Origin of the sequence: Kocuria sp. CPCC 205263 (assembly GCF_040981075.1) — a bacterium.
GTDB classification, from domain to species: Bacteria; Actinomycetota; Actinomycetes; order Actinomycetales; family Micrococcaceae; genus Kocuria; species Kocuria rosea.
The window spans coordinates 81919-107883 of the sequence record NZ_JAVKPV010000005.1 but is presented as its reverse complement, the minus strand read 5'-3'; the positions used below and the strand labels follow the sequence as shown (position 1 = coordinate 107883).

Genomic DNA, 25965 nt, shown 5'->3' with positions numbered 1-25965 from the left:
CGCCGCCGGCCGGTTGAGGAGGAACGGTTCATGACTGAGACCAGGAGAGGCCGCCCGGCGCGCCTCCCGCGCGAGGCCCGCCGGCGGCAGCTGCTCGAGACGGCGCTGACCGTGTTCTCCTCGAACGGCTACCACGGGTCGTCCATGGACGACATCGCCGACGCCGCCCAGGTGAGCAAGCCCGTCCTCTACCAGCACTTCCCCGGCAAGCGCGAGCTGTACCTCGCCCTCGTGGACCACTACCTGCAGGAGCTCTCGCTCGGGCTCGTCACGGCCCTGCAGGGCAGCGACGTCAACCGCGAGCGGGTCGAGTCCATGCTGGACGTCTACTTCGGCTTCGTCGAGGCCAATCCGGAGGCCCACCGGCTGATCTTCGAATCCGACCTGCTGGCGGACCCGGAGGTCGCGGAGCGCTTCGAGAGCTTCCACCTCGCCGTGGCGGACTCGATCGCCGGGGTCCTCGGGCCCAACGCGGGGCTGAGCCACCCGCACGCCGTGCTCGTCTCCCGTTCCCTCACCGGCATGGCGCAGACCGCCGCGGTGCACTGGATCCGCAACCCGGGCACCGGCGGCCGGGCCGAGGCCCAGCGCCAGATCTTCCGTTTAGCTTGGGGCGGAATCTCGATCATCGACGAGGACTGGCAGTAGCGCCCTCCTAGACTGGCCGGGACGCATCCCGCAGCCCCGACCAGGAGGAACCATGGAAATCAAGATCGGTGTTCAGCACGTCGCCCGGGAGATCGTCGTCGACTCCGCGCTCGAGGCGCCGGAGGCCGTGGAGCTGATCACCGCGGCCATGTCCTCCGGGTCCCCCCTGACCCTGACGGACACCAAGGGCAACGTGACGGTCGTCCCCGCGGGCGTCATCGGCTACGCCGCCGTCGGCGCGGAGCAGAAGCGGGCGGTCGGCTTCACCCCCTTCACCAAGGACGACTGAGACCCCGTCCGCCCGGCACGGCGGACCCGGCCCGGCGACCGCACGGAGCGTGCACGGTCGTCGGGCTACACTGTTGAGTGCACTGGATGACCGGTCGTACCCGCGATCCCACGAACGACAGACACCTACTCGCCCCCGCTCCCCGCGAACAGGCCCCCACGGCGGCCTCGCGCAGGACCGGACCCGGGCGCCACGCTCCCGTGGCCCGCCCGGTCGAGGCGGCGCACGCTCACGATCGGCTTCCACCCAACGCACGCCCCCCGGCGCCCGCCAGCACGGCGGCCCGGAGGCCGGACCCCGAGGTCCCCTCCCTTCAGCGGGCGTGCCCGAACGAAGGAAACCGACTGTGACCGACCACATCACCGACACCGCACCGGACGCCGCCGCGCCCGACGACGGGACCGTCCTCGACGGCACCCCCGAGGTGGTCGTCGAGACCACCGAGCACCCCGAGCCGCTGCCCCAGGACTTCGCCGAGTTCGGGGTGCGCCAGGACATCGTGGACTCCCTCGCCGCCGAGGGCATCGTCCACCCCTTCCCGATCCAGGCCATGACCCTGCCGGTGGCGCTGTCCGGGCAGGACATCATCGGGCAGGCCAAGACCGGCACGGGCAAGACCCTCGGCTTCGGCATCCCCGTGGTCCAGCGCGTCGTGGGCCGCGGCGACGCGGGGTGGGACCAGCTGAAGAAGCCGGGCGCCCCGCAGGCGCTCATCGTGGTGCCCACCCGCGAGCTCGCCGTCCAGGTCGGCCACGACCTGGCCACCGCCGCGCGGACCCGCGACGCCCGGGTGGCCACCATCTACGGCGGCCGCGCCTACGAGCCCCAGATCGAGCAGCTGCAGGCGGGCGTCGAGGTCGTCGTCGGCACCCCCGGCCGGCTCATCGACCTCAACCGGCAGCGCCACCTCGACCTGTCCGCCGTGCGGGCCGTGGTGCTCGACGAGGCCGACGAGATGCTCGACCTCGGCTTCCTGCCCGACGTCGAGAAGCTGCTCTCGGCCGTGCCCGAGGTCCGGCAGACGATGCTCTTCTCCGCGACGATGCCCGGGCCCGTGGTGGCCATGGCCCGCCGCTACATGACCAAGCCCATGCACATCCGGGCCGCCGCGCCGGACGAGGGCGCCACCAAGAAGGACATCCGCCAGGTGGTCTACCGGGCGCACCACCTCGACAAGGACGAGGTCGTGGCCCGGATCCTGCAGGCCGAGGGCCGGGGGCGCACGATCGTGTTCACCAAGACCAAGCGGGCCGCCGCCAAGCTCGCGGACGAGCTGATCACCCGCGGCTTCGCCGCCGCCCCGCTGCACGGCGACCTGGGCCAGGGCGCCCGCGAGCAGGCGCTGCGCGCGTTCCGCAACAACAAGGTCGACGTGCTCGTGGCCACGGACGTCGCCGCCCGCGGCATCGACGTCGAGGACGTCACGCACGTCATCAACTTCCAGTGCCCCGAGGACGAGAAGACCTACCTGCACCGCACCGGCCGCACCGGCCGCGCGGGCAACAAGGGCACGGCCGTGACGTTCGTGGACTGGGACGACATCCCGCGCTGGCGGCTGATCGACAAGGCCCTGGAGCTCGGCATCCCCGAGCCCCGCGAGACCTACTCCTCCTCCGAGCACCTGTACGAGGAGCTGAGCATCCCGAAGGGCACCAAGGGCCGGCTCCCCCGCTCCAGGCGCACCCACGAGGGGCTCGGCGCCGAGGTCCTCGAGGACCTCGGCGAGCCCGGCGGGCGCAAGAGCGGCCCGCGCGGCGAGGGCCGGGACGGGCGCTCGCGCGACCGCGGCGCCGGCCGCGGCGAGGGGCGCGGCTCCGGTCGCGGCGACCGCGGCGGCTCCGGCCGCGGTGAGGGGCGCGGCGGTCGCGGCCGCCGCGACGACGCCGCGACGTCGTCCGCTCCGCGCGAGGACGCCCGGGCGCCCCGGGCGGCGACGCGCGAGACGGCTCCCGAGGCGCCCCGGGAGACCTCGGTGGAGCGCACCTCGGACGGCACCACCCGGCGCCGCCGGCGCCGCCGCAGCAGCGCGGCGGCGCCGGAGCAGAGCGGCACCGCCGGCGAGTGAGCCCCTTCGCCTTCGACGCCGAGGGCCCCGACGCGGTGGTCGCCGCGGAGAACCTGGATCTCCTGCGGCGGCTGCCCGGCGGGGCCTTCCGCATGATCTACGTGGACCCGCCCTTCAACACGGGCCGCACCCAGCGGCGGCGGGAGTCCACGGTGACCCCGGCCGCCGCCGGGGAGGGCGACCGCACCGGCTTCGCCGGCCGCTCCTACACGACCGTGCTGGGGGCCCTGCGCAGCTACGACGACGCGTTCGCCGACTACTGGGGGTTCCTGGAGCCCCGTCTGCGGGAGGCGTGGCGGGTGCTCGCCGACGACGGGACGCTGTACCTACACCTGGACTACCGGGAGGTGCACTACGCGAAGGTGATGCTGGACGCGATCTTCGGGCGGGAGTGCTTCCTCAACGAGATCATCTGGGCCTACGACTACGGCGGGCGCTCCCGCCGCCGCTGGCCCGCCAAGCACGACAACGTCCTGGTGTACGTCAAGGACCCAGAGCGGTACCTGTTCGACAGCGCCGAGGTCGACCGGGAGCCGTACATGGCCCCGGGCCTGGTGACCCCGGAGAAGGTGCGGCTGGGCAAGCTGCCCACGGACGTGTGGTGGCACACCATCGTCTCCCCCACCGGCCGGGAGAAGACCGGCTACCCCACGCAGAAGCCCGTGGGCCTGGTGCGGCGGATGGTTGCCGCGAGCTCCGCCCCCGGGGACTGGGTCCTGGACTTCTTCGCCGGCTCCGGGACGCTCGGCGCCGCCGCCGGGCAGCTGGATCGGCGGTTCGTGTGCGTGGACCGCAACCCGGAGGCGATCGAGGTCATGCGCGCCCGACTGCCGGGCGCGGCCGTGTGGGACTGAGCACGGGCTCGCCCGGCGGCGGCGGGAGCCTCAGGGATAGCGCACGGGGACGCCGGAGCTGGCCTGCTCCTCGATCCGCACGAGCGACTGGACGGACGTCAGGTTCTCCCCCAGCCGGTTGGGCTTGCCGGCCCCGTGGTAGTCGCTCGAGCCCGTGACCACCAGGTCGTGCTCGGAGGCCATCCGGACGAGCCGGGCCCGGGCGTCGTCGGGGTTGTCCCGGTGCGCGACCTCGAGCCCGCCGAGTCCGGCGTCGATCATGGCCTCGAAGACCTCCGGGCCGACCACCCGGCCGCGGGCCGCGGCGAGCGGGTGGGCGAACACGGGCACGCCGCCGGCGGCCCGGACGAGGCGCACCGCGTGCACCGGGTCCGGGGCGTAGTGGGGGACGTAGTAGCGGGAGCGGCTGTGCAGCACCGACGCGAAGGCGGCGGTGCGGTTCTCCACGACCCCCACGGTGACGAGCGCGTCGGCGATGTGCGGGCGGCCGACGGTCGCGCCCTCGCGCACGTGGTCCAGGACCACGTCCCAGTCGATCGGGTAGTCCTCGGACAGCAGCTCGACCATGCGCTCGGCCCGGGTGCGCCGCGAGCAGCGGGAGGACTCGATCTCGGCGAGCAGCCGCGGCTCCCGCGGGTCGTGCAGGTAGCTCAGCAGGTGCACGGAGATCCCGTCGTCGGTGGTGCAGGAGATCTCCATACCCGGGACGAAGGCGACCCCGAGCGCCACCGCGGCGTCCCCGGCCGCCTGCCACCCGGACGTGGTGTCGTGGTCGGTGAGGGCGAAGACGTCCAGGCCCGCCGCGTGCGCCGCGCGGGCCACGTCCGCAGGGCTCTCCGTGCCGTCGGAGTCGGACGAGTGGGTGTGCAGGTCGATCTTCACCCGCTCCACGATACCGGTCCGGGCCGGACGGCCCGCCGCCTCCCGTGGCACGATGAGACCGACGACGCGAGGAAAGGAATCATGACAGAGCACAGCACCACACCCCAGGACGCGACGCAGCCGCTCTCGGACCGGGTCGAGAACCGGTCCCAGCGCCCCGACTCCGCCGCCTTCCAGCAGTTCATGGCGTCCCAGTGGGCGGAGGCGGAGCCCACCGAGGTGGAGCGGGCCCCGGTCGCGGACTTCGCCGCCGAGCGGCGCAGGCGGATCTCCGAGCGGTTCCCCGGCGAGCGGCTCGTGCTCCCCGCCGGGCCGCTCAAGGTCCGCTCCAACGACACCGACTACCGCTTCCGGCCGCACTCCGCGTTCGCGCACCTCACGGGTCTGGGCGTGGACCACGAGCCCGACGCCGTGCTGGTGCTCGAGCCCGTCCAGGAGGGCGCCGGCGACGACGGGGGCCACCACGAGGCCACCCTGTACTTCCGCCCCATGGCCGGCCGGGACTCGAAGGAGTTCTACGCCGACGCCAAGAACGGCGAGTTCTGGGTGGGCCCCCGCCCCACCCTCGAGGAGCTGGGCGCCGCCTACGGGCTGCGCACCCGGGACCTCGGGGGCCTCGAGGACGCGGTCACCAAGAACGCCGGGCCCACCGCCCTGGGCGGCCTGCGGGTCCGGCTCGTGCGCGAGGTGGACCTGAACGTCGACGCCCTGGTGGACACCTCCCGGATCAACACCGGTGTGGACCTCGAGTCCTCGGACGCCCTCGACGGCGAGCTCGCCGAGGCGCTCTCGGAGCTGCGGCTCGTCAAGGACGCCCACGAGGTTGGGCAGCTGCGAGAGGCCGTGGACGCGACCATCGCGGGCTTCACCGACATCGTGCACGTGCTTCCGGCCGCCGCGGGCCACCGCCACCGCGGCGAGCGCATGGTCGAGGGCGCCTTCTTCGCCCGCGCCCGCACGGACGGCAACGATCTTGGCTACGACACCATCGCGGCGTGCGGCAACAACGCCACGGTCCTGCACTGGATCCGCAACACCGGGAGGGTGATCCCCGGGGAGCTGATCCTCGTGGACGCGGGCGTGGAGGCAGACTCCCTCTACACCGCGGACATCACCCGCACCCTGCCGGTGAACGGCCGCTACTCGGAGGTGCAGCGGCGGATCTACCAGGCGGTCCTGGACGCCGCCGACGCCGCGTTCGACGCCGCGGTGCCCGGCAACCGGTTCCGGGACGTGCACGCCGCCGCCATGGAGGTCCTGGCCCGGCGGCTGGAGAGCTGGGGCCTGCTGCCCGTGCCCGCCGAGGTCTCGCTCTCCGCTGCCGGCCAGCACCACCGGCGGTGGATGCCCCACGGCACGAGCCACCACCTGGGCCTCGACGTGCACGACTGCGCGCAGGCCAAGCGGGAGCTGTACGTGGACGGGGTCATCGAGCCCGGCATGGTGTTCACCATCGAGCCCGGCCTCTACTTCAAGGCGGAGGACCTCGCGGTGCCGGAGGAGTACCGCGGGATCGGCGTGCGGATCGAGGACGACGTCCTGATCACCGAGGACGGCAACGTCAACCTCTCGTCCGGGCTGCCCCGCACCCCGGACGAGGTCGAGGCGTGGATGACCGGTCTGTGGCACGCCCGGGAGGGCGTCGACCCCAGCTGAGCCGGCGGCCGCCGGCCGTCAGCGGGAGGCGTCGGTGGACGTGCTCCCGCCGGTCGTCGGCCCGGACCGCTCCGTGGCCGCGTCCTGACCGGAGGTGCCCTGTCCGGCGGCGTCCCCGTCAGGCTCCTCGGCGGGGAGCCTGATGCCGTACTGGGGCCGGCCGTCGGGCAGGTCCTGGAACATCGCGGAGCGGCCGGGCGCGTCGGCCTGCTCGCCCTGGCCCGTCCCGGGGACCGCCGGCGCGGGACCCGCGGTGCCGCCGGCCGGCTCCGGGGCGGCGCCGTGGGAGGGCCGCTGCCACGGGGCCCCCGCCGGGGGCCGCCCCGGCGTCCCGGGCTGCGGGGGGCCCTGCCGCATCCCCTGCGGGGGGCCCTGCTGCTGGCCCTGCTGCGGAGCGGGCCGCGGCGCGGTCCGCGGCAGGCTCTGCAGCCCGCGCAGCCCCTGGAGCACCTGTTGGGCGCGCTGGGCCACCTCGGGGGCGGCCACGACGTCGTAGGACGTGGCGACGATCTGGTTGGTCGAGGTGAAGTCCCGCTTCCCGCGCTGCATGGCGTAGGTGATGGTGGCGAGCAGCATCCAGAAGGCCCCGCCCATCAGCACCGACACGAGCAGCGTGGACAGCCACTGCTCCCCGCCCAGCAGCGACAGGATCATCCCGAGGAACGCGCCGAAGACCATGCCGTTGAGCGCGCCCTGGCCCGCGACCTTCGGATAGCTCAGCCGGCCGGTCACCTGCTCCACGGACTTCAGGTCGTTGCCGACGATCGCGATCCGGTCCACCTCGAACTGCTCGTCCGCCAGGTGGTCCACGGCCTTCTGCGCGTCGGCGTACGTGGCGTAGCGCCCGATCACCTCCCCGCGGGGCAGACCGCGGACGGCGGGACTGGCGGGGGGCAGGGACCGTGGCGAGCTCATGCCCCCATTCTCCCCCATCCGCTCCCCCCGCCGCGCCCCGACCAGGGCCGCGCCCCGGGAGGGGGCCCGGTGAGCCGGTGGGTAGTCTTGTACGGTGAGCAGCCACATCGACAAGATCTTCATCGCGCGCCTGATCGGCCTCGACGTGTTCGACCCCCTGGGGGACCGTCTGGGGCGGTTGCGCGACGTCGTCGTGCTCATGCGCGGCAGCTCCCGGTACGGCCGCTCCTCCCGCCGGCCCCTCGTGGTCGGCCTCGTGGTGGAGGTCCTCGGCAAGAAGCGGGTGTTCGTGCCGATGACCCGCGTGACCAGCATCGACGCGGAGAAGATCATCAGCACGGGGCTCGTGAACCTGCGCCGCTTCGAGCAGCGCGGCGCGGAGACCCTCGCCGTCGGCGAGGTCTTCGACCGGACCGTGGTGCTGCGCGACGGATCCGGCTCCGCCACGGTCGAGGACATGGCGATGGAGCGCAAGCGCAACACCGGGGACTGGCTGATCACCCAGCTCTTCGTGCGCCGCACCGGCACGGGCGGGGGCCTGATGCGCCGCCGCAACGAGACGCTGATCATCGACTGGGAGGACGCGGGGGACCCCTCCGCCGCGGGCCACCAGCCGGCCACCCAGTGGGTCGCCTCCCACGAGGAGCAGCAGCCCGCCGACCTCGCGGACGAGCTCCACGACATGTCGGCCAAGCGCATGCTCGAGATCGCCCACGAGCTCCAGGACGACCGGCTCGCCGACGTCCTCGAGGAGCTCCCGGAGGAGGACCAGGTCTACATCCTCACCAACATGGAGCCGGACCGCGCGGCCACGGTGCTCGAGGAGATGGAGCCCGACGACGCCGCCGACCTGCTCAACGAGCTGCCCGAGGCCCAGGCCGAGGAGCTGCTCGCGCGGATGCAGCCCGAGGACGCCGAGGACGTCCGGCGCCTGCTGGAGTACGAGGAGGGCACGGCCGGCTCGCTCATGACCCCCGTGCCGATCATCCTGCCGCCGGAGGCCACGGTGGCCGAGGCGCTCGCGCACATCCGCCAGGAGGAGCTCAGCCCCGCGGTGGCGGCGGCCGTGATCGTCTCCCGCCCCCCGCTGGAGACGCCCACCGGCAAGTACCTCGGCATGGTGCACACCCAGAAGCTGCTGCGGTATCCCCCGCCCGAGGCGGTGGGCAACCTCATCGACCGCTCGTTCGAGCCGGTCTCCGACCTCGCCTCCCTGCAGGACGTCGCGCGCGAGCTCGCGACCTACGACCTCACGATCATCCCGGTGGTCAACGACCACGACCGGGTGGTCGGGGCGATCACGATCGACGACGTCCTCGACGCCCTGCTGCCCGAGGACTGGCGCACCGCCGACGACGGGACCCCGATCCGGAAGGTGGGCAAGCGGTATGAGTGAGCGCGAGCCCCGGCGCCCCCGCGTCGGCACCCGCGGCAACGCCCTCGACCAGCCGCGCGAGCACCGGCCCGGACTGCTGGACCGGTTCCGGCCGAACCCCGACGCCTTCGGGCGGATGACCGAGGGCTTCGCCCGGTTCATGGGCACCCCGCAGTTCCTGCTGTGGATGACGGTGTTCGTGGCCCTGTGGCTGGGCTGGAACACCATCGCCCCCCGGGAGCTGCAGTTCGACTCGAAGGACCTCAACTTCACGCTGCTCACGCTGATGCTCTCGCTGCAGGCCTCCTACGCGGCGCCCCTGCTGCTGCTGGCGCAGAACCGGCAGGACGACCGGGACCGGGTGACCCAGGAGGAGGACCGCCGCCGGGCGCAGCAGAACCTCGCCGACACCGAGTACCTGACCCGGGAGATCGCCTCGCTGCGGATCGCACTGCGCGACGTCGCCACCCGCGACTTCGTGCGCTCGGAGCTGCGCTCGGTGCTCGAGGAGATCCTGGACTCCCAGGACGACGCCCCGGACGCCGACGAGCCGGGGGCCCCGCCGCGGCGGGGCCTCCGCCGCAGGAGCAGGAACCCCGACCGCCCCACCGCCCCCGAGACCCGAGGGATCCCCCGTGCCTGAGCCCCGCCCCGACGACGTCCTCGCCCCCGAGACCCTCGACCCCGCCCTGCGCGCGGCGCTCGACCGCGTACTCGACCCCGAGCTGCGCCGGCCCGTGACCGAGCTGGGGATGATCCGCTCCGCCCGCCTCGACGACGCCGGCCACGCCGCGGTGCACGTGCTGCTGACGATCAGCGGCTGCCCCCTCCGCTCGACCATCGAGCGGGACGTCCGGGACGCCGTGGGGACCGTGGCCGGGGTGCGCTCCGTGGACGTCGAGATCGGGGTGATGACCCCCGAGCAGCGCACCGCGCTGAAGGACCGGGTGGGCCACACCCGGACCGTCCCCTTCAACGACCCGTCCTCCCTAACGCGGGTGCACGCGGTGACCAGCGGCAAGGGCGGTGTCGGCAAGTCGACAGTCACCGTGAACCTCGCCGCCGCGCTCGCCGCGCGCGGCCGGTCGGTGGGCATCGTGGACGCCGACGTCCACGGGTTCTCCGTGCCCGGGCTGCTCGGCATCGACCGGGCGCCCACGCAGGTGGGGGACATGATCCTGCCCCCCGTCGTGGACGTCCCCGAGGAGGCGCGGGAGGACTCCGGGCGCCCCGGGGCGCTCAAGGTCATCTCGATCGGGATGTTCGTGGACCCGGACCAGCCGGTGGCCTGGCGCGGGCCGATGCTGCACCGCGCCGTGGAGCAGTTCCTGACGGACGTGCACTTCGGCGACCTGGACCACCTGTTCCTCGACCTCCCGCCGGGCACGGGCGACATCGCGATCTCCGTGGCCCAGCTGCTGCCCTCCGCGGAGGTGCTCGTGGTCTCCACGCCCCAGCAGGCGGCGATCGAGGTCGCCGAGCGCTCCGGGGCGCTTGCGGTGCAGACCGGCCAGAGGGTGGCCGGGGTGGTGGAGAACATGGCGGGCATGCCGATGCCGGACGGCAGCGTGCTCGAGCTCTTCGGCGCCGGCGGGGGCACCCGGATCTCGGAGTCCCTGACCCGGCGGCTGGGCTACGACGTGCCGCTGCTGGGCGCCGTGCCCCTTGACGTCGCCCTGCGCGAGGGCGGGGACGCCGGCCGTCCGGTGGTGTGGTCCGCGCCGGGCTCGCCCGCAGCGGTCGCCCTGCGCGCGGTCGCCGACGCGATGGGCGCCCGCCCGCGCGGGCTCGCCGGACGGCCGCTGGGCCTGGGGCCGCGCTGACGCACCGCCGGCCCCGCGGGTGCGGGGGCCGGCTCAGGTGGCCTCGGTGTCGAAGGGGGCCCGTTCGCCGGGGGCCAGGCGGGTCAGCACCGGGCCGGGGCGTGGCCGGGGTGCGGCGGGCGCCGCCGGCTCGTCGTCCTCCAGGAGGGCCTGGCGCACGATGGTGCGGGGGTCGTACTGGCGGGGGTCGAGCCTGCGCCAGTCGACGTCGGCGATCTCCGGCCCGAGGGTCTCCTTGAGCTCCTCGGTGGCGCCGGTCGCGTAGCGCTTGGCGGCCTTGACCAGCTCCTTGAGCTTCTCCGCGTACTCCGGCAGCCGCTCCGGCCCGATGATGAACAGGGCCAGGAGCACCAGGATGATCGCTTCGCCGCCGTTGATGCCGAGCACAGGAAGTTATTTTACCAGTCCGGGCGCCGGTGGCCGGTCAGCCGAAGATCTCGCGCAGGCCGACCAGCACCGTCTCGACGACGCCGGGGTCCCTCGGGGACGGCTCCACCACGCGCCCCCGCTCATCGGCCACGACGAGACCCACGGTGTGGGCCATCGCGGACGGTCCGGAGTCCCCCGAGACGGTGTAGACGACCTCGTCCCCGACGAGCACCGCCCGCCACGGCGGCCCGGCGTCCACCCACAGCGGCACGCCCTCCACGGCGACGCGCTCGAGGCCCTCGGCGCTCACGGGCAGCCCGGTCAGCCCGTCCATGGGGTTCTCGCGGTCGACCCCCCCGCGCTGCTCCACCACGACGACCTCGTCCTCGCCGCGGTGCAGCCTGACGGCCACGACCGGGTGCCCGGACAGGGTGCCGCGGGTCATCGAGCCCACCCGGTAGCCGTCCGCGGCCAGGGTGGGCAGCGTCCAGCCCTCCGTGCGCAGCAGGTCCGCGGACACCTCGTCCGCGTGCAGCACCCCGTGCGTGCCGTGCCACGCCGAGACCGGCACCCGTTCCTCGGCGCTGTGCGCGGACTGCATCACGACCGTGCGCCCGACCGCGTAGCCGGAGCCCAGGACGAGGGTGAGCACCGCGCTCACGGTGGCCGCGGCCACGGGCACCGCGCTGCTGGGGCGGGCCGGCGCGGTGCGGTCCGGGCGGGGCATCGGTCCTCCTCGTGCGGTGGTCGGGGCGGCGCGGTCCGGGTGGGCCCGTGCCGCCCCGTGCCGCGGTCGGCGTCGGGAGCGGGTGCACGGACAGCTCCGTGAGGAGGCCTGCGAACAGGTCCGTGGAAGACGTCGTGATCGTCTCCATGATCGACCGGGAAGCTGGATGCCGACTGGACGGTGGCCGGACGGACGGGCCCAGCCGGTAGGATGGCGCGCATCCACTACAGCGACGAAGGGCGGACCATGGGCGCGGACAAGACGACGAGCTGGTCGTACGCCGAGGCGTTCGCCGCCGAGGACGAGCTCGCCTACCGCGCCCGGGAGCGGTCCCTCGCCCTGCGCATCCCCCCGGTGACCCCGGGGACGGCCGCCGCCCTGACGGTGCTCGCCGCGGCGGCCCGGCCCGCCACCGTGGTCGAGGTGGGCACGGGGGCCGGGGTGTCCGGTCTCGCGCTGCTGCGCGGTCTGCCCGGCACGTCCGTGCTGACCACGATCGACACCGACATCCGGGCGCTGCGCGCGGCCCGCGACACGTTCCGGGAGGCCGGTATCCCGACGAGCCGGACCCGCACGATCCCCGGCCGCGCGTCCCTCGTGATGCCCCGGCTGAGCGCCGGCGCCTACGACCTCGTGTTCCTCGACGCCGACCCCGAGGGGACCCTCGATTACGCCGAGGAGGCCGTCCGGCTGCTGCGCCCGGGCGGGATGCTCGTGGTCAACGACGCCCTGTCCCAGGACAAGGTGGCGCAGCCGGCCAACCGCGAAGAGAACACCCGGACGATGCGGGCCGTGCACCGGCTGTTCCGGGAGGACGAGCGCTTCAGCACCGCCCTGCTGACGACCGGCTCCGGGCTGCTGCTGGCCGTCCGCCGCTGACCGGCCGGGTCCGGCCGACGGTCCCGCGGACGGCGGGGGCCCGGCACCACGTGGTGCCGGGCCCCCGCCGTCCGCGCCGGTGGTCATTCGGTGACGCCGGCCAGGCACTCCTTGAGCTCCGCGGCCTCGGCCGGCTTCAGCTCGACCACCAGCCGTCCGCCGCCCTCGAGCGGCACCCGCATGATCAGGCTCCGTCCCTCCTTGGTGACCTCCATCGGTCCGTCACCGGTTCTCGGCTTCATGGCCGCCATGTGGGAACTCCTCTTCCTCGATTGGTGTGGCTCCCATCCTATCCGAGCCGCGACCGTGGACCCGGACCACCCCGGCGCCCGGGGGTCCGCGTCGGCGTGGCCGGCGCGGGGTGCGGACGGGATCAGGGCGGGTAGTCCCCGCCCCCGGGCAGCTGCTTCCAGTGCCACAGCCAGCCGACCCAGACGAGCTGGAACAGCGCGCCTGACACCACGCAGGCCACCCGGTAGGCGCGCGAGTCCGAGACCGCGGCCAGCGGCAGGGCGAGGGGGAAGAGCGGCAGCAGCAGCCGGAAGGTGCTGCTCTGGGGGTGCAGGAAGAGGAGCAGGTACACGGCGTAGCTCGCCAGCCACACGCGCGTGAGCAGGTCCAGCCGCTCCCGCACCACGCGGGTGCGCAGCAGCACCGTCCCGCCCGCGACCAGCAGCACGGGCGCGGCGAGCCCGAGCATGGGGCCGAACAGCCCGGCGGCGGCCTCGAACCAGGGCACCACCGGCTCCAGCCCTCCCCCGCCCCGCCACGCCGTCTCGGTGTCGGTGTACGCGGTCGGCTCGCCCGTCACGGCCCACGCGATCGCCGGCCAGGCGAGGGCCGCGCCGCACGCCAGGACCGCGAGGCCGAGCAGCCCGTCGACGGCGTCCGCCGTGCGGCGCAGCTCCCCGGCCCGGTGCCGGCGCACGGAGCGCACGAACCACGTGATCCCGAGGGCCGCCGCGAAGGGGACCCCCGCCGGGCGCGTCAGGCACATCAGGAGCACCACGGGGGCGGCCGTCAGGTGGTTCCCCCGGGCCACCAGCAGCAGGGCGCCCGCGAGCAGCAGCAGGTGCAGCGACTCGGCGTAGGGGACCTGCAGCACCGGCGCGACCGGGCTGAACGCGACGAACGCGACACCCCACAGGGCGGTGGCCGGAGGGGCGAGCCGGAGGAACAGCCGGTGGACGAGCAGGACGGCGCCCAGGCTCGCGGCCAGGGACACGGCCGACGCGGCTGCGTCCCATCCCGCGCCGGTGACCGCCGAGACCGCCCGCACGACCAGCGGGAAGACCGGGTAGAACGCCCAGGCGTTCTCCTGCACCTGCCCGGCCGCGTCCCGGGGCAGGGACGCGGGATAGCCCTCCCGGGCGATGCGCTCGTACCAGTCCGAGTCCCAGGTCCCGGTGAACTCGAGGTAGCCCAGGGCGCCGTCCCCCCACGGACCGGGGCCCTGCTGCCGGCCCACCGTGGTGAACACGGCCCAGGCCCAGAGCCGGGAGGCAGCCCAGACCAGCAGGGCCTGCGCCCACCAGGGGGCCCGGGCCCACCGGAGGGCCACGGCCGTCCGGCCGCTCACGCCCCCGGCACCGGGCGGGACGGCGGGTCCTCCGGCGGCGGCAGCCGGTCCGCGAGGTGGGCCAGCACGGCGTGGACCTCCGCGGGGTCGTAGCCGCGGCGCCGGACGGAGAACGCGATCCGCTCCACGTCCTCCGCCGTCGGGTGCTCGGGCAGCACGAGCGGCGCGCCAGGGGCGCGCGCCACGGCGATCCCGTCCCGGGCGGGCACGACCCGCTCGGCGAGGCGGTCGCGGCCGAGGACCACGACGCCCACGACCGTGAGCAGCAGCACGAGCCCGGACAGCACCACGAGGATCTCGGTCATGCCCTCCAGGCTATGCGCCGCCGGGCGGACCGGGGCGCCGCAACATTTCTACGGACGGGTAAGCAATTAACACGATTGCAACGTGTTCGGCATCACGCAGAACGAATCTGGGATATCTTTCCGGTATGTCACACGCCACTCCGCCGGCCGCCGCTCCGGCCTCCTCCACCGCGGGGACGGCCGAGGTCCTGGTCCGCATGTCGCACGTCAACAAGCACTTCGGGGACCTGCACGTGCTCCGGGACATCAACCTGGAGGTGAAGCGCGGCGAGGTGGTGGTCGTGATCGGCCCCTCCGGCTCCGGCAAGTCCACCCTGTGCCGAGCCATCAACCGGCTCGAGAGCATCGACGACGGCGAGATCCTCATCGACGGGAAGCGGCTGCCCGAGGAGGGCAAGGCCCTCGCGAAGCTGCGCGCCGACGTCGGCATGGTCTTCCAGTCCTTCAACCTCTTCGCCCACAAGTCGGTCCTGCAGAACGTGACCCTGGGGCCCGTCAAGGTGCGGGGCAGGTCGGCGGCCGAGGCGAAGAAGCAGGCCATGGAGCTGCTGACCCGGGTGGGGGTCGACAACCAGGCCGAGAAGCTGCCCGCGCAGCTCTCCGGCGGCCAGCAGCAGCGCGTCGCCATCGCCCGCGCCCTGGCCATGGAGCCGAAGGTGATGCTCTTCGACGAGCCCACCTCCGCGCTGGACCCCGAGATGATCAACGAGGTCCTCGACACCATGGTGGCCCTCGCGAAGCAGGGCATGACAATGATCGTGGTCACCCACGAGATGGGCTTCGCCCGCAAGGCCGCCGACCGCGTGGTGTTCATGGCCGACGGCATGATCGTCGAGGAGAACACCCCCGAGGAGTTCTTCACGAACCCCCGCTCCGAGCGCGCCCAGGACTTCCTCGGCAAGATCCTCGGCCACTGACCGTCCCCCGTCCCTCCGACCCACGCCACCATCTCCACAGCAAGGAGCACACCATGCGCAGCAGCAAGCCCCTCGGACTGGCCGCGATGGCCGCGGCCGCGGCCCTGACCCTCACCGCGTGCGGAGGTGGCGACGACGGCGGGTCCGGTGCGGAAGGCGAGGGCGGCGGCTCGGGCGAGTCCGTGCGGATCGGCATCAAGTTCGACCAGCCGGGCCTCGGCTTCCGCGACGGCAGCGAGTACACCGGCTTCGACGTCGACGTCGCGAAGTACGTCGCCACCGAGCTCGGCTACTCCGAGGACCAGATCGAGTGGGTGGAGTCCCCTTCCGCCAACCGCGAGAACATGCTCGCCAACGACCAGGTGGACATGATCTTCGCGACCTACTCGATCACCGAGGAGCGCGACCAGACCGTGGACTTCGCCGGCCCCTACTTCGTGGCCGGGCAGGACCTGCTGGTGACCGCCGACGAGTCCACGATCGCCGGCCCGGAGGACCTCGAGGGCAAGAACCTGTGCTCGGTGACGGGCTCCACCTCGGCCGCGAACATCCAGGAGGAGGTCCCCGGGGTGAACCTCGTCGAGCAGCCCGGCTACGCCGACTGCCTCACGGCGCTCGAGTCCGGCCAGGTGGACGCCGTGACCACCGACGACATCATCCTCGCGGGCCTCGCCTCGACCGACGCCAACCAGGGCAAGTTCAAGGTGGTCGGCAACACCTTCTCCGAGGAGCGCTACGGCGTGGGCCTGCCCGACGGCTCCGACCAGTGCGAGGCGGTCAACGAGGCCATCACCAAGATGATCGACGAGGGCGCCTGGGAGGAGGCCGTCACGGCCAACACCGAGGGCGCCGACTACACCTACAACGCCGAGCTCAACCCGCCGGAGCCCGAGCCCTGCGGCGAGTGACCCCGGACGCGTGAGCACCCCGTGGCCGGCCGGCGACCGGCCGGCCACGGGACCGCGACCGCGCAGCACGCCGACCGATCCGCGACGAAGGGGCCTTCCGTGACCCAGGACCTGCCCGATCCCCGGGAGCTCCCGTGAACGACTACCTGACCGACTTCGCCAGTCTGTTCGCCCAGTACGACGTGCCGGGCGCGTTCTGGGTCAACCTGCAGCTGACCTTCTGGGCCGCGATCGGCTCGGCGGTCCTCGGCGCCCTGGTCGCCCTGATGCGCATCTCCCCCATCGCGTCCCTGCGGCTGCTCGGCACCACGTACGTGAACCTGTTCCGCAACACGCCGCTGACGATCATCCTCGTGTTCCTGGTCCTGGGCGTGTGGAGCCAGCTCGGCATCAACCTCTCCTCGGACTTCAACCGGAACTTCTTCCTCTACGCCGTGATCGGCCTGAGCCTCTACCACGCGGCCTTCGTCTGCGAGGCCATCCGCTCCGGCGTCAACACGGTGCCGGCCGGGCAGGCCGAGGCGGCCCGGGCCATCGGGCTGAGCTTCCTGCCCGCGGCCCGGCTGATCGTCTTCCCGCAGGCGCTGCGCGGGGCGATCACCCCGCTCGGCAACACCCTGATCGCCCTGACGAAGAACACGACGGTGGCCGCGGCCGCGTCGGTCACCGAGATCTCCTCCCTGATGAAGACCATGATCGAGTTCCGCCCGGACGTGATCATCGCGATCTTCCTGGTGGTGGCGCTCGGCTTCGTCCTCATCGTCGTCCCGGTGGGCCTGCTGACCACCTGGGCCTCCCGGAAGCTGGCGGTGAAGCGCTGATGGCCAAGACCCAGAACGTCCTCTTCGACGTGCAGGGGCCGCGTGCCCGCCGGCTCACGCTGCTCTTCAACGTGGCAGGAGTCCTGCTGATCGCCGCGCTCGCCTGGGTCGTGCTCGGCGCGCTCGCCGAGCAGGGCCAGCTCGACGCCGACCGGTGGACCCCGCTGCTCACCGCCCGGGCCTGGGAGAACTTCCTGCTCCCGGGGCTATGGGAGACCCTGCGGGCCGCGCTGCTGGCGGTGGCCCTCTCGATCGCCTTCGGCCTGGTCTTCGGTCTCGGCCGACTCTCCCAGCTGGCCCCGGTGCGCTTCGTCTGCACCGTGGTGGTCGAGTTCTTCCGGGCCGTGCCCGTGCTGGTGATGATGATCTTCTTCTACCTGGGCATCGGCCGCGCCGGCCTGGTGGAGCCCGCCAACGTGCCGTTCTGGGCCGTGGTGCTGGGCCTCATGTTCTACAACGGGTCGGTCATCGCCGAGCTCATCCGCTCCGGCGTGCACCAGCTGCCCAAGGGCCAGCGCGAGGCGGGCCTGGTCATCGGGCTCACGCCCTCCCGCTCCCTGCGGATGATCGAGCTCCCCCAGGCCCTCACGGCGATGCTGCCCTCGATGGTCAGTCAGTTCGTGGTGATCCTCAAGGACACCGCGCTGGGCTACATCATCACCTACCCGGAGCTGCTCGCGAGCGCCCGCCGCCTGGGCTCCGGGGACGGCAACATCCTGCAGACGCTGTTCGTGGTGGCGCTGGTCTTCGTGCTCATCAACTACCTGCTGACCCTGCTGGCCGCGTGGCTGTCGCGGTTCCTCAGCTTCCGCACCGCGGGCCGGACCAAGCCGGCCGAGGGGCCCATGGCCGCCGAGGAGACGACCGTCTGACGCCGCTCAGGCCGTGAGCCACGCGGCCAGGGCCCGGCAGCACTCCCGGACCGCGGCGGCGCTCACGTGCTCGTCGTCCGTGTGGGCCAGCAGGGCGTCGCCGGGACCGAAGTTCACGGCGGGCACGCCCATCTGCGAGAAGCGGGCCACGTCCGTCCAGCCGTACTTGGGCTTGGGCTCCTGGCCCACCGCGGCCACGAACGCGGCGGCCGCGGGACGGTCCAGGCCGGGGCGCGCCGCCGGGGAGAGGTCCGTGACCTCGATCTCGTAGCCGGCGAACACCTCCCGCACGTGCGCCACGGCGTCCTCGGGGCTCTTGTCCGGGGCGAAGCGGTAGTTGATCTCCACGTGGGCGGTGTCCGGGACCACGTTGCCGGCCACGCCGCCGCCGATCCGGATCGCGTTGAGCCCCTCGCGGTACTCGAGCCCCTCCACCGCCACGGTCCGCGGCTCGTAGGCCGCCAAACGGGCGAGGACATCGGCCTGCTTGTGGATCGCGTTCTCCCCGATCCAGGACCGCCCCGAGTGGGCGGCACGGCCGGTGGTGGTGATGCGGAAGCGCATCGTGCCGTTGCACCCGCCCTCCACGGTCCCGTCGGTGGGCTCGAGCAGCACCGCGAAGTCCGCCTCGAGCAGCTCGGGGGCGTGGCGCTGGAGCCGGCCCAGCCCGCTCGCGTCGGCGTCGACCTCCTCGTGGTCGTAGAAGACGTAGCCGATGTCCCGGTTCGGCGCCGTCAGGGCCGCGGCCAGGACGAGCTGGACGGCCACGCCGCCCTTCATGTCGGTGGCGCCCCGGCCGTAGAGCACCCGGTCGCCGTCGGCCCCCGTCCACGTGGAGGGCACGGTCCCCCGGGCGCCGGGCGCGGTCGGCAGGGGCACGGTGTCGAGGTGGCCGGCGAGCACCACCCGCTCGGCGCGGCCGAGGTCGGTGCGCGCCACCACGGCGTCCCCGTCCCGGTGCACGGTGAGGTGCGGGAGCCGGCGCAGCGCGGCCTCGACGGCGTCGGCGAGGTGGCCCTCCGAGCCCGAGACGGACGCGATGTCGATGAGGGCGGCCGTCAGGTCGGCGGGGTCCGCGGCGAGGTTCAGCTCCGGTGCGATCATGGCTGCCAGCATAACGGGGCGGCCGCAGCCGCCCGTCGGCCCCGCCCCGGCGTCCCCCGTAGGATGGAGGCCATGACTTCTTCCACCTCTCGTCCCGCCTCCGGACTCGGCCTGGCCACCGTCGTGGCCTCGGGCCCCAAGGAGGGCACCGTCCTCGACGTCTGGTACCCCACCCCGTCCCTCTCCGACGCGGTCGACACCTCCCTCGACGCGGACCTGCGGCTCGCGGCCACCGCCGACCCCGACCGCAACGTCCGCAGCGAGATCGTCGAGACCTCGATCGACCTCGACGCCGCGCCCGCCGACGCCGCGGACGCCTACCTGCGCCTGCACCTGCTCTCCCACCGCCTCGTGCGCCCCAACACCCTGAACCTCGACGGCGTGTTCGGTCTGCTCGCCAACGTCGCCTGGACGGACCGCGGGCCCGTGCTCGCCGAGGAGCTGACCTTCGCGCTGCTCCGGATGAAGGCCTCCGGCGGGCACGTGACCGTGCACAGCGTGGACAAGTTCCCGCGGATGGTGGACTACGTGGTCCCCGCGGGCGTGCGGATCGGCGACGCCAGCCGGATCCGGCTCGGCGCCCACCTCGCCGAGGGCACCACGGTGATGCACGAGGGCTTCGTCAACTTCAACGCCGGCACCCTGGGCCAGTCCATGGTCGAGGGCAGGATCAGCGCCGGCGTGGTCGTGGGCGACGCCACGGACGTGGGCGGGGGCGCCTCCATCATGGGCACCCTCTCCGGCGGCGGCAAGGAGCGGATCACCGTGGGCGAGCGCGTGCTGCTCGGCGCCAACTCCGGTGTCGGCATCTCCCTCGGCGACGACTGCGTGGTCGAGGCCGGCCTCTACGTCACCGCCGGCACCCGGGTGAGCGTGCACTCCGACGGCGAGCGGTCCACGGCCAAGGCCTCGGAGCTCTCGGGCCTGTCCAACCTGCTGTTCCGCCGCAACTCCCTCACCGGTGCCGTCGAGGTGCTTCCCCGCGCCGGCGGGACCGTGGAGCTCAACGCGGCGCTGCACGCCAACTGAGCGCGGCGGGCCCCGACCCGCCGCCCGACGCCGCGCAGGACGGGCCCGCCCCGCCCTGCGCGGCGTCGCCCGTCCACCCACCCCTGACCGCCCGTCGCCCCCGCCCGTCGCCCCCGCCCGTCGCCCCCGTCCGTCCTCCCGTCCGTCCAGGAGCGCCCGTGTCCTCCCCCGTCCCCGGCCGCCGCAGCAGGTCGCTGCGGCTGCCGCTGTTCGTGCTCCTGCTCGTCGGCGCCGTGCTCGCGGCGGGGGTCCTCGTGGCCGTCGAGCTGCGCGCGGGGCGACCCTCGGCAGGGGAGCCCCGGTGCGTGGTCGCGAGCACGGACGGGGACGGGCAGCGGCAGCGGCACGCCCTGTCCGCGGAGCAGTCCGCCAACGCCGCCCTGATCACCGCGGAGTCCGTGGCGCGCGGCACCGACCCGTACGCGGCGGTCGTGGCCCTGGCGACCGCGATGCAGGAGTCGCAGCTGGTCAACATCGACTACGGGGACCGGGACTCCGTGGGGCTGTTCCAGCAGCGCCCATCCCAGGGCTGGGGCACGGTCGAGCAGATCATGGACCCGGCCCACGCCACGGCCGCCTTCTACGACGGCCTCGCCGAGCTCGACTACCGGACGATGTCCGTCACCGACGCCGCCCAGGCGGTCCAGCGCTCCGGGCATCCCGAGGCGTACGCGCGGCACGAGGGCCTCGCCCGGGCCTTCGCCGGCAGCCTGACCGGCGCCACGGAGGGCTCGCTCAACTGCGTGCTCCACGACCCCGAGCACCCCGGGGACCCGCGCCGGGCGGCCGACGCCCTCCGCGACGCGTTCCGCACGGCGGTGCCCGCCCCGCGCACGGACGGCGACCGGGTGGTCGTGCCGGCGCCCGGGGAGCCGGCGGGCTGGGCCGCTGCGCACTGGGCGGTCGCGCAGGCGGACGCGCTGGGCGTCGCCGAGGTGTCCTTCGACGGGCGCAGCTGGGTCCGGGCGGACCAGCGCACCGCCCGCTTCGCGCCCGCCCCGGGGTGGGTGGACGCCGCCGAGGCGCACCCGGAGGGCGCTCCCCCGCCCGACGACGTCGTGGTGGTCCTCGCGAGCCGCTGACGGGACCGCCGCGGCCCGGCCGATACGCTGGGGCCATGAAGATTCTCGTCACCGGGGGAACCGGCTACATCGGCTCGCACACCGTCCTCGCCCTGCTGGGGGCCGGGCACGACGTCGTCGTGATGGACAACCTCGCGAACTCCTCGCGGACCTCGCTGGAGCGGGTCGAGGAGCTCGCGGGACGCTCCGTCGAAGCGTTCGAGGAGGTTGACCTCCTCGACCCCGCGGGACTCGACGCCCTGTTCGCGGAGCACCGCCCGGAGGCCGTGATCCACTTCGCCGGGCTCAAGGCCGTCGGCGAGTCGGGCGAGAAGCCACTGTGGTACTACCGCACCAACGTGGCCGGCACCCTCAACCTGCTGGACGCCATGGCGGTCCACGGCTGCCGGTCCGTCGTGTTCTCCTCCTCGGCCACGGTCTACGGCGCCCCCGAGGAGATGCCGCTGACCGAGAAGCAGCCCATGGACGCGCAGAACCCGTACGGGCGGACCAAGGAGCACATCGAGGACATGCTCGTGGACCTCGCCGCGTCGGACCCGTCCTGGAACGTGGCCCTGCTGCGCTACTTCAACCCGGTGGGCGCCCACGAGTCCGGGCGGATCGGCGAGGACCCCACGGGCGTGCCGAACAACCTGCTGCCGTTCATCGCCCAGGTGGCCGTGGGCCGGCGCGAGAAGCTGCGGGTCTTCGGCGCCGACTACCCGACCGCCGACGGGACGGGCGTGCGCGACTACATCCACGTGGTGGACCTCGCCGACGGGCACCTCCGGGCCCTCGACCACATCGCCGAGCACGGCGGGGTGCGCACCTGGAACCTGGGCACGGGCAAGGGCTACTCGGTGCTCGAGGTGCACGCCGCCTTCGAGCGGGCCTCCGGGCGCAGCATCCCCTACGAGATCGCGGACCGGCGGCCCGGCGACGCCGCGGTGTCCTACGCCGATCCGTCGACGGCCCTGGCCGAGCTGGGCTGGTCCGCCGACCGGGACCTCGACACGATGTGCAGGGACCACTGGAACTGGCAGCGGAGCAACCCCGAGGGCTACGCCGCGGGCGCCTGAGCGCCGGTCCGGCCCCGGGGCTCACCAGCCCCGGGGCCGGACCACGTTGGGCGGGGCGTCGGCGAACAGGGCGGCCACCCGCCGCTCGTCGTGGCCGGCGATGCCCGTGCCCACCCGGGTGAGCCAGAACGTCAGCTCGGGGTGCTCCCGGGCGAAGGCCACGAACGCCGCCGCCTCCCGCTCGAGCGCCGGGAGCCCGCTCATGCTGTCGATCGCGTATGAGCGACCCTGCAGGCCGTGCCCCCGGCCCGGGACGGCACCGAAGCGCTCGACGGCCGTGCGCGCCGCGCCCGCGAGGTGGGCGCCCCGGGCGTTGGAGCCGAAGACGAAGACGTCGTCCGGGCCGAGCTCGGTGATCCGGTCCGGGGTGTGCCGCTGCTCGCTCATGCGACCACGCTACCGGGGCGGGGGCCGGCGCGGAACGGCGGACGCCGGGCCCGCGCCCCGCGAAGGGGACGGGCCCGGCGTCCGCCGGTGCCGGGACTGCTCAGCGCTGCGGGTAGTGCCGCTCGCCCTCGCCCACGTAGAGCTGGCGCGGGCGGCCGATCTTGGTCTCCGGGTCCTCGATCATCTCCCGCCACTGGGCGATCCAGCCGGGCAGCCGGCCGATCGCGAAGAGGACGGTGAACATCTTCTCGGGGAAGCCCATCGCCTTGTAGATGAGGCCCGTGTAGAAGTCGACGTTCGGGTAGAGCTTGCGCTCCACGAAGTAGTCGTCGGCGAGGGCCTTCTCCTCGAGCCGCATGGCGATCTCGAGCTGCTGGTCGTTGCCGCCCAGCTTCTCGAGGATCTCGTGGGCGTAGTCCTTGACGATGCGGGCCCGGGGGTCGTAGTTCTTGTAGACCCGGTGGCCGAAGCCCATGAGCCGGGCGCCGGACTCCTTGTTCTTGACCTGCTCCATGAAGTCCTCGGGCGTGACGCCCTGCGTCTCGATCCGGTTGAGCATCGCGAGCACGGCCTCGTTGGCGCCGCCGTGCAGCGGGCCGTAGAGGGCGTTGATGCCGGCGGAGACCGAGGCGAACATGTTGGCGTGGGAGGAGCCCACGAGCCGGACGGTGGAGGTGGAGCAGTTCTGCTCGTGGTCCGCGTGCAGCATCAGCAGCACGTCCAGAGCTTTCGCCATGGCCGGGTCGATCTCGTAGTCCTCGGCGGGCACGCCGAAGCACATGCGCAGGAAGTTCTCCGTGTAGCTGAGGTCGTTCTGCGGGTAGAGCATCGGCTCGCCCTTGGACTTCTTGTACGCGTAGGCGGCCAGGGTGGGCACCTTCGCGAGCAGCCGGATGGTGGAGATCTCCACCTGCTCCTGGTCGAACGGGTCGAGGGAGTCCCCGTAGAACGTGGACAGCGCCGAGACGGCCGAGGACAGCACGGGCATCGGGTGGGCGTTGCGCGGGAACCCGTTGAAGAAGCTCTTGAGGTCCTCGTGGACCATGGTGTGCCGGCGGATCCGGGTGTCGAAGTCCTCGAGCTCGGACGGCGAGGGCAGCTCGCCGTAGATGAGCAGGTAGGCGGTCTCGATGAAGCTGGAGTGCTGGGCGAGCTCCTCGATCGGGTACCCCCGGTACCGGAGGATGCCGTTGTTGCCGTCGATGTAGGTGATGGCGGAGCGCGCGTTCGCCGTGTTCATGAACCCGGGGTCGAAGGCGACGTTGCCGGTCTCCTTGAGCATGTTCGTGATCGCGTAGCCGCGGTTGCCCTCTGTGGCGTCCTGGAGGGGCAGCTCGAGGGGGCTTCCGTTCCCGTAGTCGAGCCGGGCCGTCCCGGTCTTCTGTGCAGACTCAGTCATGTTCGTCCTCCGCGAGTGGATGTCGGTGTCCGGTGCCCGTGGTCGCCGCGCCGGGCGCCACCGTCGGCGCAGCACGGCCGTGTCCCGGGACACAGCGATCGTCAGGGTCCAACCTACCTGCTCCGTCCGCGCCGCGACCAATCCCGGCGCCGCCGGGGACCGTGTCAGGCGCGGCCGAGCCGCTCCGCGGCGGCGTCGATGCGCTCGTCGGTGGCGGTGAGGGCGAGACGAACGTACCCTTCCCCGGCCGTGCCGTAGAACACCCCGGGGCCCACCACGACGCCCCGCTCCGCGAAGCGCTGCACCGTGGTCCAGGTGTCCTCCCCCGCCGTGCACCACAAGTAGAGCCCGGCCTCGGAGTGCTCGACCCGCAGCCCGAAGGCCTCGGCCGCGGGGACGAGCCGCTCGCGGCGGGACCGGTAGAGCGCCTTTTGGGCGGTGACGTGGGCGTCGTCGCCCAGGGCGGCCCGCATGGCCTCCTGGATCGGGGCGGGCACGATCATCCCGGCGTGCTTGCGGGAGTTGACGAGGCTCGCCATGAGCCGGGGGTCACCGGCGAGGAACGCGGCCCGGTAGCCGGCCGCGTTGGACTGCTTCGACAGGGAGTACGCGGACAGCAGCAGGGAGTGGTCCCCGCCGCTGACCCGGGGGTCGAGCACCGACGGGACCGGGGCGCCGCCCTGCTGGACGTCCCAGGCGCCCCAGCCGAGCTCGGCGTAGCACTCGTCGGAGGCGACCACGGCCCCGAGGGCGCGGGCCTGGTCGACCACCCGCCGCAGCGACGCCGCGTCCCGGACGATGCCGGTGGGGTTGGCGGGCGAGTTCAGCCACACCATGCGCACGCGGGAGCGCACGTCGTCGTCGAGCTCGTCGAGGTCGTCCGCCGCCACGGCCTCGGCGCCCGCCAGCTGGGCCCCGATGTCGTAGGTCGGGTAGGCGACCGTGGGCCGCACGACGACGTCGCCGGGTCGCAGGCCGAGCAGCAGCGGCAGCCAGGCGACCAGCTCCTTGGAGCCGACCGTGGGCATGACCGCGGCGGGGTCCAGGCCGGTCACGCCGCGGCGCCGCGCGTACCAGGCGACGACGGCCTCGCGCAGGGCGGGGGTGCCGTGGGTGGTCGGGTAGCCGTGGGCGTCGGCGGCGGCGGCCAGCGCGTCCTGGACGACCAGGGGCGTGGGGTCCACGGGCGTGCCGATGGACAGGTCCACGACCCCGCCGGGGTGCTCCGCGGCGACGGCGCGGTACGGCGCCATCGTGTCCCACGGGTAGTCGGGCAGGGCGAGGCCGAAGGACCGGTCCCCCTGCGTCACAGGGCGACGTCCTGGTTCTGCGGCGGCAGCGCCGCGATCATGGGGTGGTCCGTGTGCGTGTTGCCGAGCTTCGCGGCGCCGCCGGGCGAGCCGAGGTCGTCGAAGAACTCGACGTTCGCCTTGTAGTAGTCGGCCCACTCGTCGGGGGTGTCGTCCTCGTAGTAGATGGCCTCGACGGGGCACACCGGTTCGCAGGCACCGCAGTCCACGCACTCGTCGGGGTGGATGTAGAGCGAGCGCTCCCCCTCGTAGATGCAGTCGACGGGGCACTCCTCGACGCAGGCCTTGTCCTTCACGTCGACACAGGGCTGGGCGATGACGTAGGTCACGGCGGTTCGAACCTTTCTCGTGGGATTGCTCCGACCAGTCTAGCCACGGCGCCCTGGCTAGGATGACAGCCATGAAGCATCCGACATCCGGCTCAACATCGCCGTCCGGGACGTCATCTTCGGCGCTGGGCCTGCTCACCGGCCTGCCCGCTGGTACGCGCGTGAGCGTGCGCTACGCCCTGCCCGCCGACGACGCCTCCGGGCTGCCGCTCACCGACGCGCTGGGCGAGCTGCTGGCCGCGGACGAGGAGTCCGTCACGGTGCGGACCCGCCGGGGGGACGTGCTGATCGGCGCCGGCGGGGTCTGGGCCGCCCGGGTAGTCCCGCCCGCGCCGCCGCGGCGCCGGCCCCGAGGGGCCTGAGGACCGAGCACTGCGCCGTCG

29 protein-coding genes are annotated in these 25965 nt (G+C 73.4%); 17 read left to right on the top strand and 12 right to left on the bottom strand.

All coding sequences use genetic code 11. The annotated features are described in order from the left end of the window. Positions 1-30: 30 nt before the first annotated feature. From RF647_RS09370 to RF647_RS09355, 4 genes are all read left to right on the top strand, one after another. The gene (locus RF647_RS09370) at positions 31-648 is read left to right on the top strand and encodes a TetR/AcrR family transcriptional regulator (protein ID WP_017833430.1); all 618 of its coding nucleotides are present in this window, start codon (positions 31-33) and stop codon (positions 646-648) included. 52 nt (positions 649-700) lie between these two features. Then, a complete protein-coding gene (locus RF647_RS09365; RefSeq protein ID WP_133411316.1) occupies positions 701-937 on the top strand; it encodes a DUF3107 domain-containing protein in 237 nt (78 codons plus the stop codon). Positions 938-1361: 424 nt separating this feature from the next. After that, positions 1362-3002 carry a DEAD/DEAH box helicase gene (locus RF647_RS09360; RefSeq protein WP_368811659.1) on the top strand — a complete coding sequence of 547 codons (1641 nt, stop codon included), beginning with the start codon at positions 1362-1364 and terminating at the stop codon, positions 3000-3002. Beyond that, complete coding sequence (locus RF647_RS09355; protein ID WP_368811495.1) at positions 2999-3856, top strand: site-specific DNA-methyltransferase; 858 nt, start codon at positions 2999-3001, stop codon at positions 3854-3856. Before RF647_RS09360 ends, RF647_RS09355 begins: the two co-directional genes overlap by 4 nt. 30 nt (positions 3857-3886) lie before the next feature. Here the strand turns inward: RF647_RS09355 and RF647_RS09350 are convergent, their stop codons facing one another. Next, positions 3887-4738, bottom strand: a complete 852-nt coding sequence (locus tag RF647_RS09350) for a PHP domain-containing protein (protein WP_368811494.1) — start codon at positions 4736-4738, stop codon at positions 3887-3889. Positions 4739-4819: 81 nt separating this feature from the next. Here RF647_RS09350 and RF647_RS09345 point away from each other — a divergent pair, with 81 nt between their 5' ends. Beyond that, positions 4820-6394, top strand: coding sequence for an aminopeptidase P family protein (locus tag RF647_RS09345; RefSeq protein WP_368811493.1), 1575 nt, complete (start codon positions 4820-4822; stop codon positions 6392-6394). A gap of 18 nt (positions 6395-6412) precedes the next feature. On the opposite strand, the gene RF647_RS09340 is transcribed toward RF647_RS09345, so the two are convergent. Further along, the gene (locus RF647_RS09340; protein ID WP_368811492.1) at positions 6413-7309 is read right to left on the bottom strand and encodes a general stress protein; all 897 of its coding nucleotides are present in this window, start codon (positions 7307-7309) and stop codon (positions 6413-6415) included. A gap of 94 nt (positions 7310-7403) precedes the next feature. On the opposite strand from RF647_RS09340, the gene RF647_RS09335 reads away from it, so the two are divergent. The 3 genes from RF647_RS09335 to RF647_RS09325 are packed head-to-tail and all read left to right on the top strand — an operon-like array spanning position 7404 to position 10507. After that, the gene (locus tag RF647_RS09335) at positions 7404-8705 is read left to right on the top strand and encodes a CBS domain-containing protein (RefSeq protein WP_368811491.1); all 1302 of its coding nucleotides are present in this window, start codon (positions 7404-7406) and stop codon (positions 8703-8705) included. Further along, complete coding sequence (locus RF647_RS09330; RefSeq protein WP_368811490.1) at positions 8698-9327, top strand: DUF1003 domain-containing protein; 630 nt, start codon at positions 8698-8700, stop codon at positions 9325-9327. Before RF647_RS09335 ends, RF647_RS09330 begins: the two co-directional genes overlap by 8 nt. Beyond that, entirely contained in the window at positions 9320-10507 is a 1188-nt protein-coding gene (locus RF647_RS09325) for an Mrp/NBP35 family ATP-binding protein (protein WP_368811489.1), read from the top strand. Before RF647_RS09330 ends, RF647_RS09325 begins: the two co-directional genes overlap by 8 nt. Positions 10508-10540: 33 nt before the next feature. Here RF647_RS09325 and RF647_RS09320 read toward each other — a convergent pair whose 3' ends face one another. Both RF647_RS09320 and RF647_RS09315 read right to left on the bottom strand, forming a co-directional pair. Further along, positions 10541-10894 (bottom strand): hypothetical protein, encoded by a 354-nt coding sequence (locus tag RF647_RS09320; protein ID WP_017833419.1) that lies wholly within the window; start codon positions 10892-10894, stop codon positions 10541-10543. 37 nt (positions 10895-10931) lie between these two features. Beyond that, complete coding sequence (locus tag RF647_RS09315; RefSeq protein WP_368811488.1) at positions 10932-11603, bottom strand: hypothetical protein; 672 nt, start codon at positions 11601-11603, stop codon at positions 10932-10934. Positions 11604-11849: 246 nt separating this feature from the next. Between RF647_RS09315 and RF647_RS09310 the strand changes: the two genes are divergently transcribed. Beyond that, positions 11850-12482 carry an O-methyltransferase gene (locus RF647_RS09310; RefSeq protein WP_031283004.1) on the top strand — a complete coding sequence of 211 codons (633 nt, stop codon included), beginning with the start codon at positions 11850-11852 and terminating at the stop codon, positions 12480-12482. 83 nt (positions 12483-12565) lie between these two features. Here RF647_RS09310 and RF647_RS09305 read toward each other — a convergent pair whose 3' ends face one another. From RF647_RS09305 to RF647_RS09295, 3 genes are all read right to left on the bottom strand, one after another. Beyond that, positions 12566-12733: a DUF3117 domain-containing protein gene (locus tag RF647_RS09305; RefSeq protein ID WP_017833415.1), complete on the bottom strand. Its 168-nt coding sequence runs from the start codon at positions 12731-12733 to the stop codon at positions 12566-12568. A gap of 122 nt (positions 12734-12855) precedes the next feature. Further along, positions 12856-14061, bottom strand: coding sequence for a hypothetical protein (locus RF647_RS09300; RefSeq protein WP_368811487.1), 1206 nt, complete (start codon positions 14059-14061; stop codon positions 12856-12858). Next, complete coding sequence (locus RF647_RS09295; RefSeq protein ID WP_035927412.1) at positions 14058-14366, bottom strand: DivIVA domain-containing protein; 309 nt, start codon at positions 14364-14366, stop codon at positions 14058-14060. The genes RF647_RS09300 and RF647_RS09295 overlap by 4 nt, the downstream gene beginning before the upstream one ends. Positions 14367-14554: 188 nt before the next feature. Here RF647_RS09295 and RF647_RS09290 point away from each other — a divergent pair, with 188 nt between their 5' ends. From RF647_RS09290 to RF647_RS09275, 4 genes are all read left to right on the top strand, one after another. After that, positions 14555-15283, top strand: a complete 729-nt coding sequence (locus RF647_RS09290) for an amino acid ABC transporter ATP-binding protein (protein ID WP_206064071.1) — start codon at positions 14555-14557, stop codon at positions 15281-15283. 53 nt (positions 15284-15336) lie between these two features. After that, positions 15337-16191, top strand: coding sequence for a glutamate ABC transporter substrate-binding protein (locus RF647_RS09285; protein WP_368811486.1), 855 nt, complete (start codon positions 15337-15339; stop codon positions 16189-16191). A gap of 134 nt (positions 16192-16325) precedes the next feature. Then, positions 16326-17012: an amino acid ABC transporter permease gene (locus RF647_RS09280; protein ID WP_035927416.1), complete on the top strand. Its 687-nt coding sequence runs from the start codon at positions 16326-16328 to the stop codon at positions 17010-17012. Next, a complete protein-coding gene (locus tag RF647_RS09275; RefSeq protein WP_017833409.1) occupies positions 17012-17884 on the top strand; it encodes an amino acid ABC transporter permease in 873 nt (290 codons plus the stop codon). The genes RF647_RS09280 and RF647_RS09275 overlap by 1 nt, the downstream gene beginning before the upstream one ends. 6 nt (positions 17885-17890) lie before the next feature. On the opposite strand, the gene dapE is transcribed toward RF647_RS09275, so the two are convergent. Beyond that, the gene (gene dapE, locus RF647_RS09270; protein WP_368811485.1) at positions 17891-19000 is read right to left on the bottom strand and encodes a succinyl-diaminopimelate desuccinylase; all 1110 of its coding nucleotides are present in this window, start codon (positions 18998-19000) and stop codon (positions 17891-17893) included. Positions 19001-19051: 51 nt separating this feature from the next. On the opposite strand from dapE, the gene dapD reads away from it, so the two are divergent. From dapD to galE, 3 genes are all read left to right on the top strand, one after another. Beyond that, positions 19052-20017, top strand: a complete 966-nt coding sequence (dapD, locus tag RF647_RS09265) for a 2,3,4,5-tetrahydropyridine-2,6-dicarboxylate N-succinyltransferase (RefSeq protein ID WP_133411330.1) — start codon at positions 19052-19054, stop codon at positions 20015-20017. Positions 20018-20175: 158 nt separating this feature from the next. Then, positions 20176-21099 carry a hypothetical protein gene (locus tag RF647_RS09260; RefSeq protein WP_017833406.1) on the top strand — a complete coding sequence of 308 codons (924 nt, stop codon included), beginning with the start codon at positions 20176-20178 and terminating at the stop codon, positions 21097-21099. A gap of 35 nt (positions 21100-21134) precedes the next feature. Further along, positions 21135-22157: a UDP-glucose 4-epimerase GalE gene (galE, locus tag RF647_RS09255; RefSeq protein ID WP_368811484.1), complete on the top strand. Its 1023-nt coding sequence runs from the start codon at positions 21135-21137 to the stop codon at positions 22155-22157. A gap of 21 nt (positions 22158-22178) precedes the next feature. On the opposite strand, the gene RF647_RS09250 is transcribed toward galE, so the two are convergent. From RF647_RS09250 to fdxA, 4 genes are all read right to left on the bottom strand, one after another. After that, positions 22179-22544: a hypothetical protein gene (locus tag RF647_RS09250; protein ID WP_133411333.1), complete on the bottom strand. Its 366-nt coding sequence runs from the start codon at positions 22542-22544 to the stop codon at positions 22179-22181. Positions 22545-22644: 100 nt separating this feature from the next. Further along, positions 22645-23943 carry a citrate synthase gene (locus RF647_RS09245; RefSeq protein ID WP_017833403.1) on the bottom strand — a complete coding sequence of 433 codons (1299 nt, stop codon included), beginning with the start codon at positions 23941-23943 and terminating at the stop codon, positions 22645-22647. Between the two features lie 164 nt (positions 23944-24107). Continuing rightward, positions 24108-25253, bottom strand: a complete 1146-nt coding sequence (dapC, locus tag RF647_RS09240; protein ID WP_368811483.1) for a succinyldiaminopimelate transaminase — start codon at positions 25251-25253, stop codon at positions 24108-24110. Continuing rightward, on the bottom strand, positions 25250-25582 hold the full coding sequence (fdxA, locus tag RF647_RS09235; protein WP_058872613.1) for a ferredoxin: 333 nt from the start codon (positions 25580-25582) through the stop codon (positions 25250-25252). Before fdxA ends, dapC begins: the two co-directional genes overlap by 4 nt. A 71-nt stretch (positions 25583-25653) precedes the next feature. Here fdxA and RF647_RS09230 point away from each other — a divergent pair, with 71 nt between their 5' ends. After that, on the top strand, positions 25654-25944 hold the full coding sequence (locus RF647_RS09230; protein WP_368811482.1) for a hypothetical protein: 291 nt from the start codon (positions 25654-25656) through the stop codon (positions 25942-25944). Positions 25945-25965: the final 21 nt, after the last annotated feature.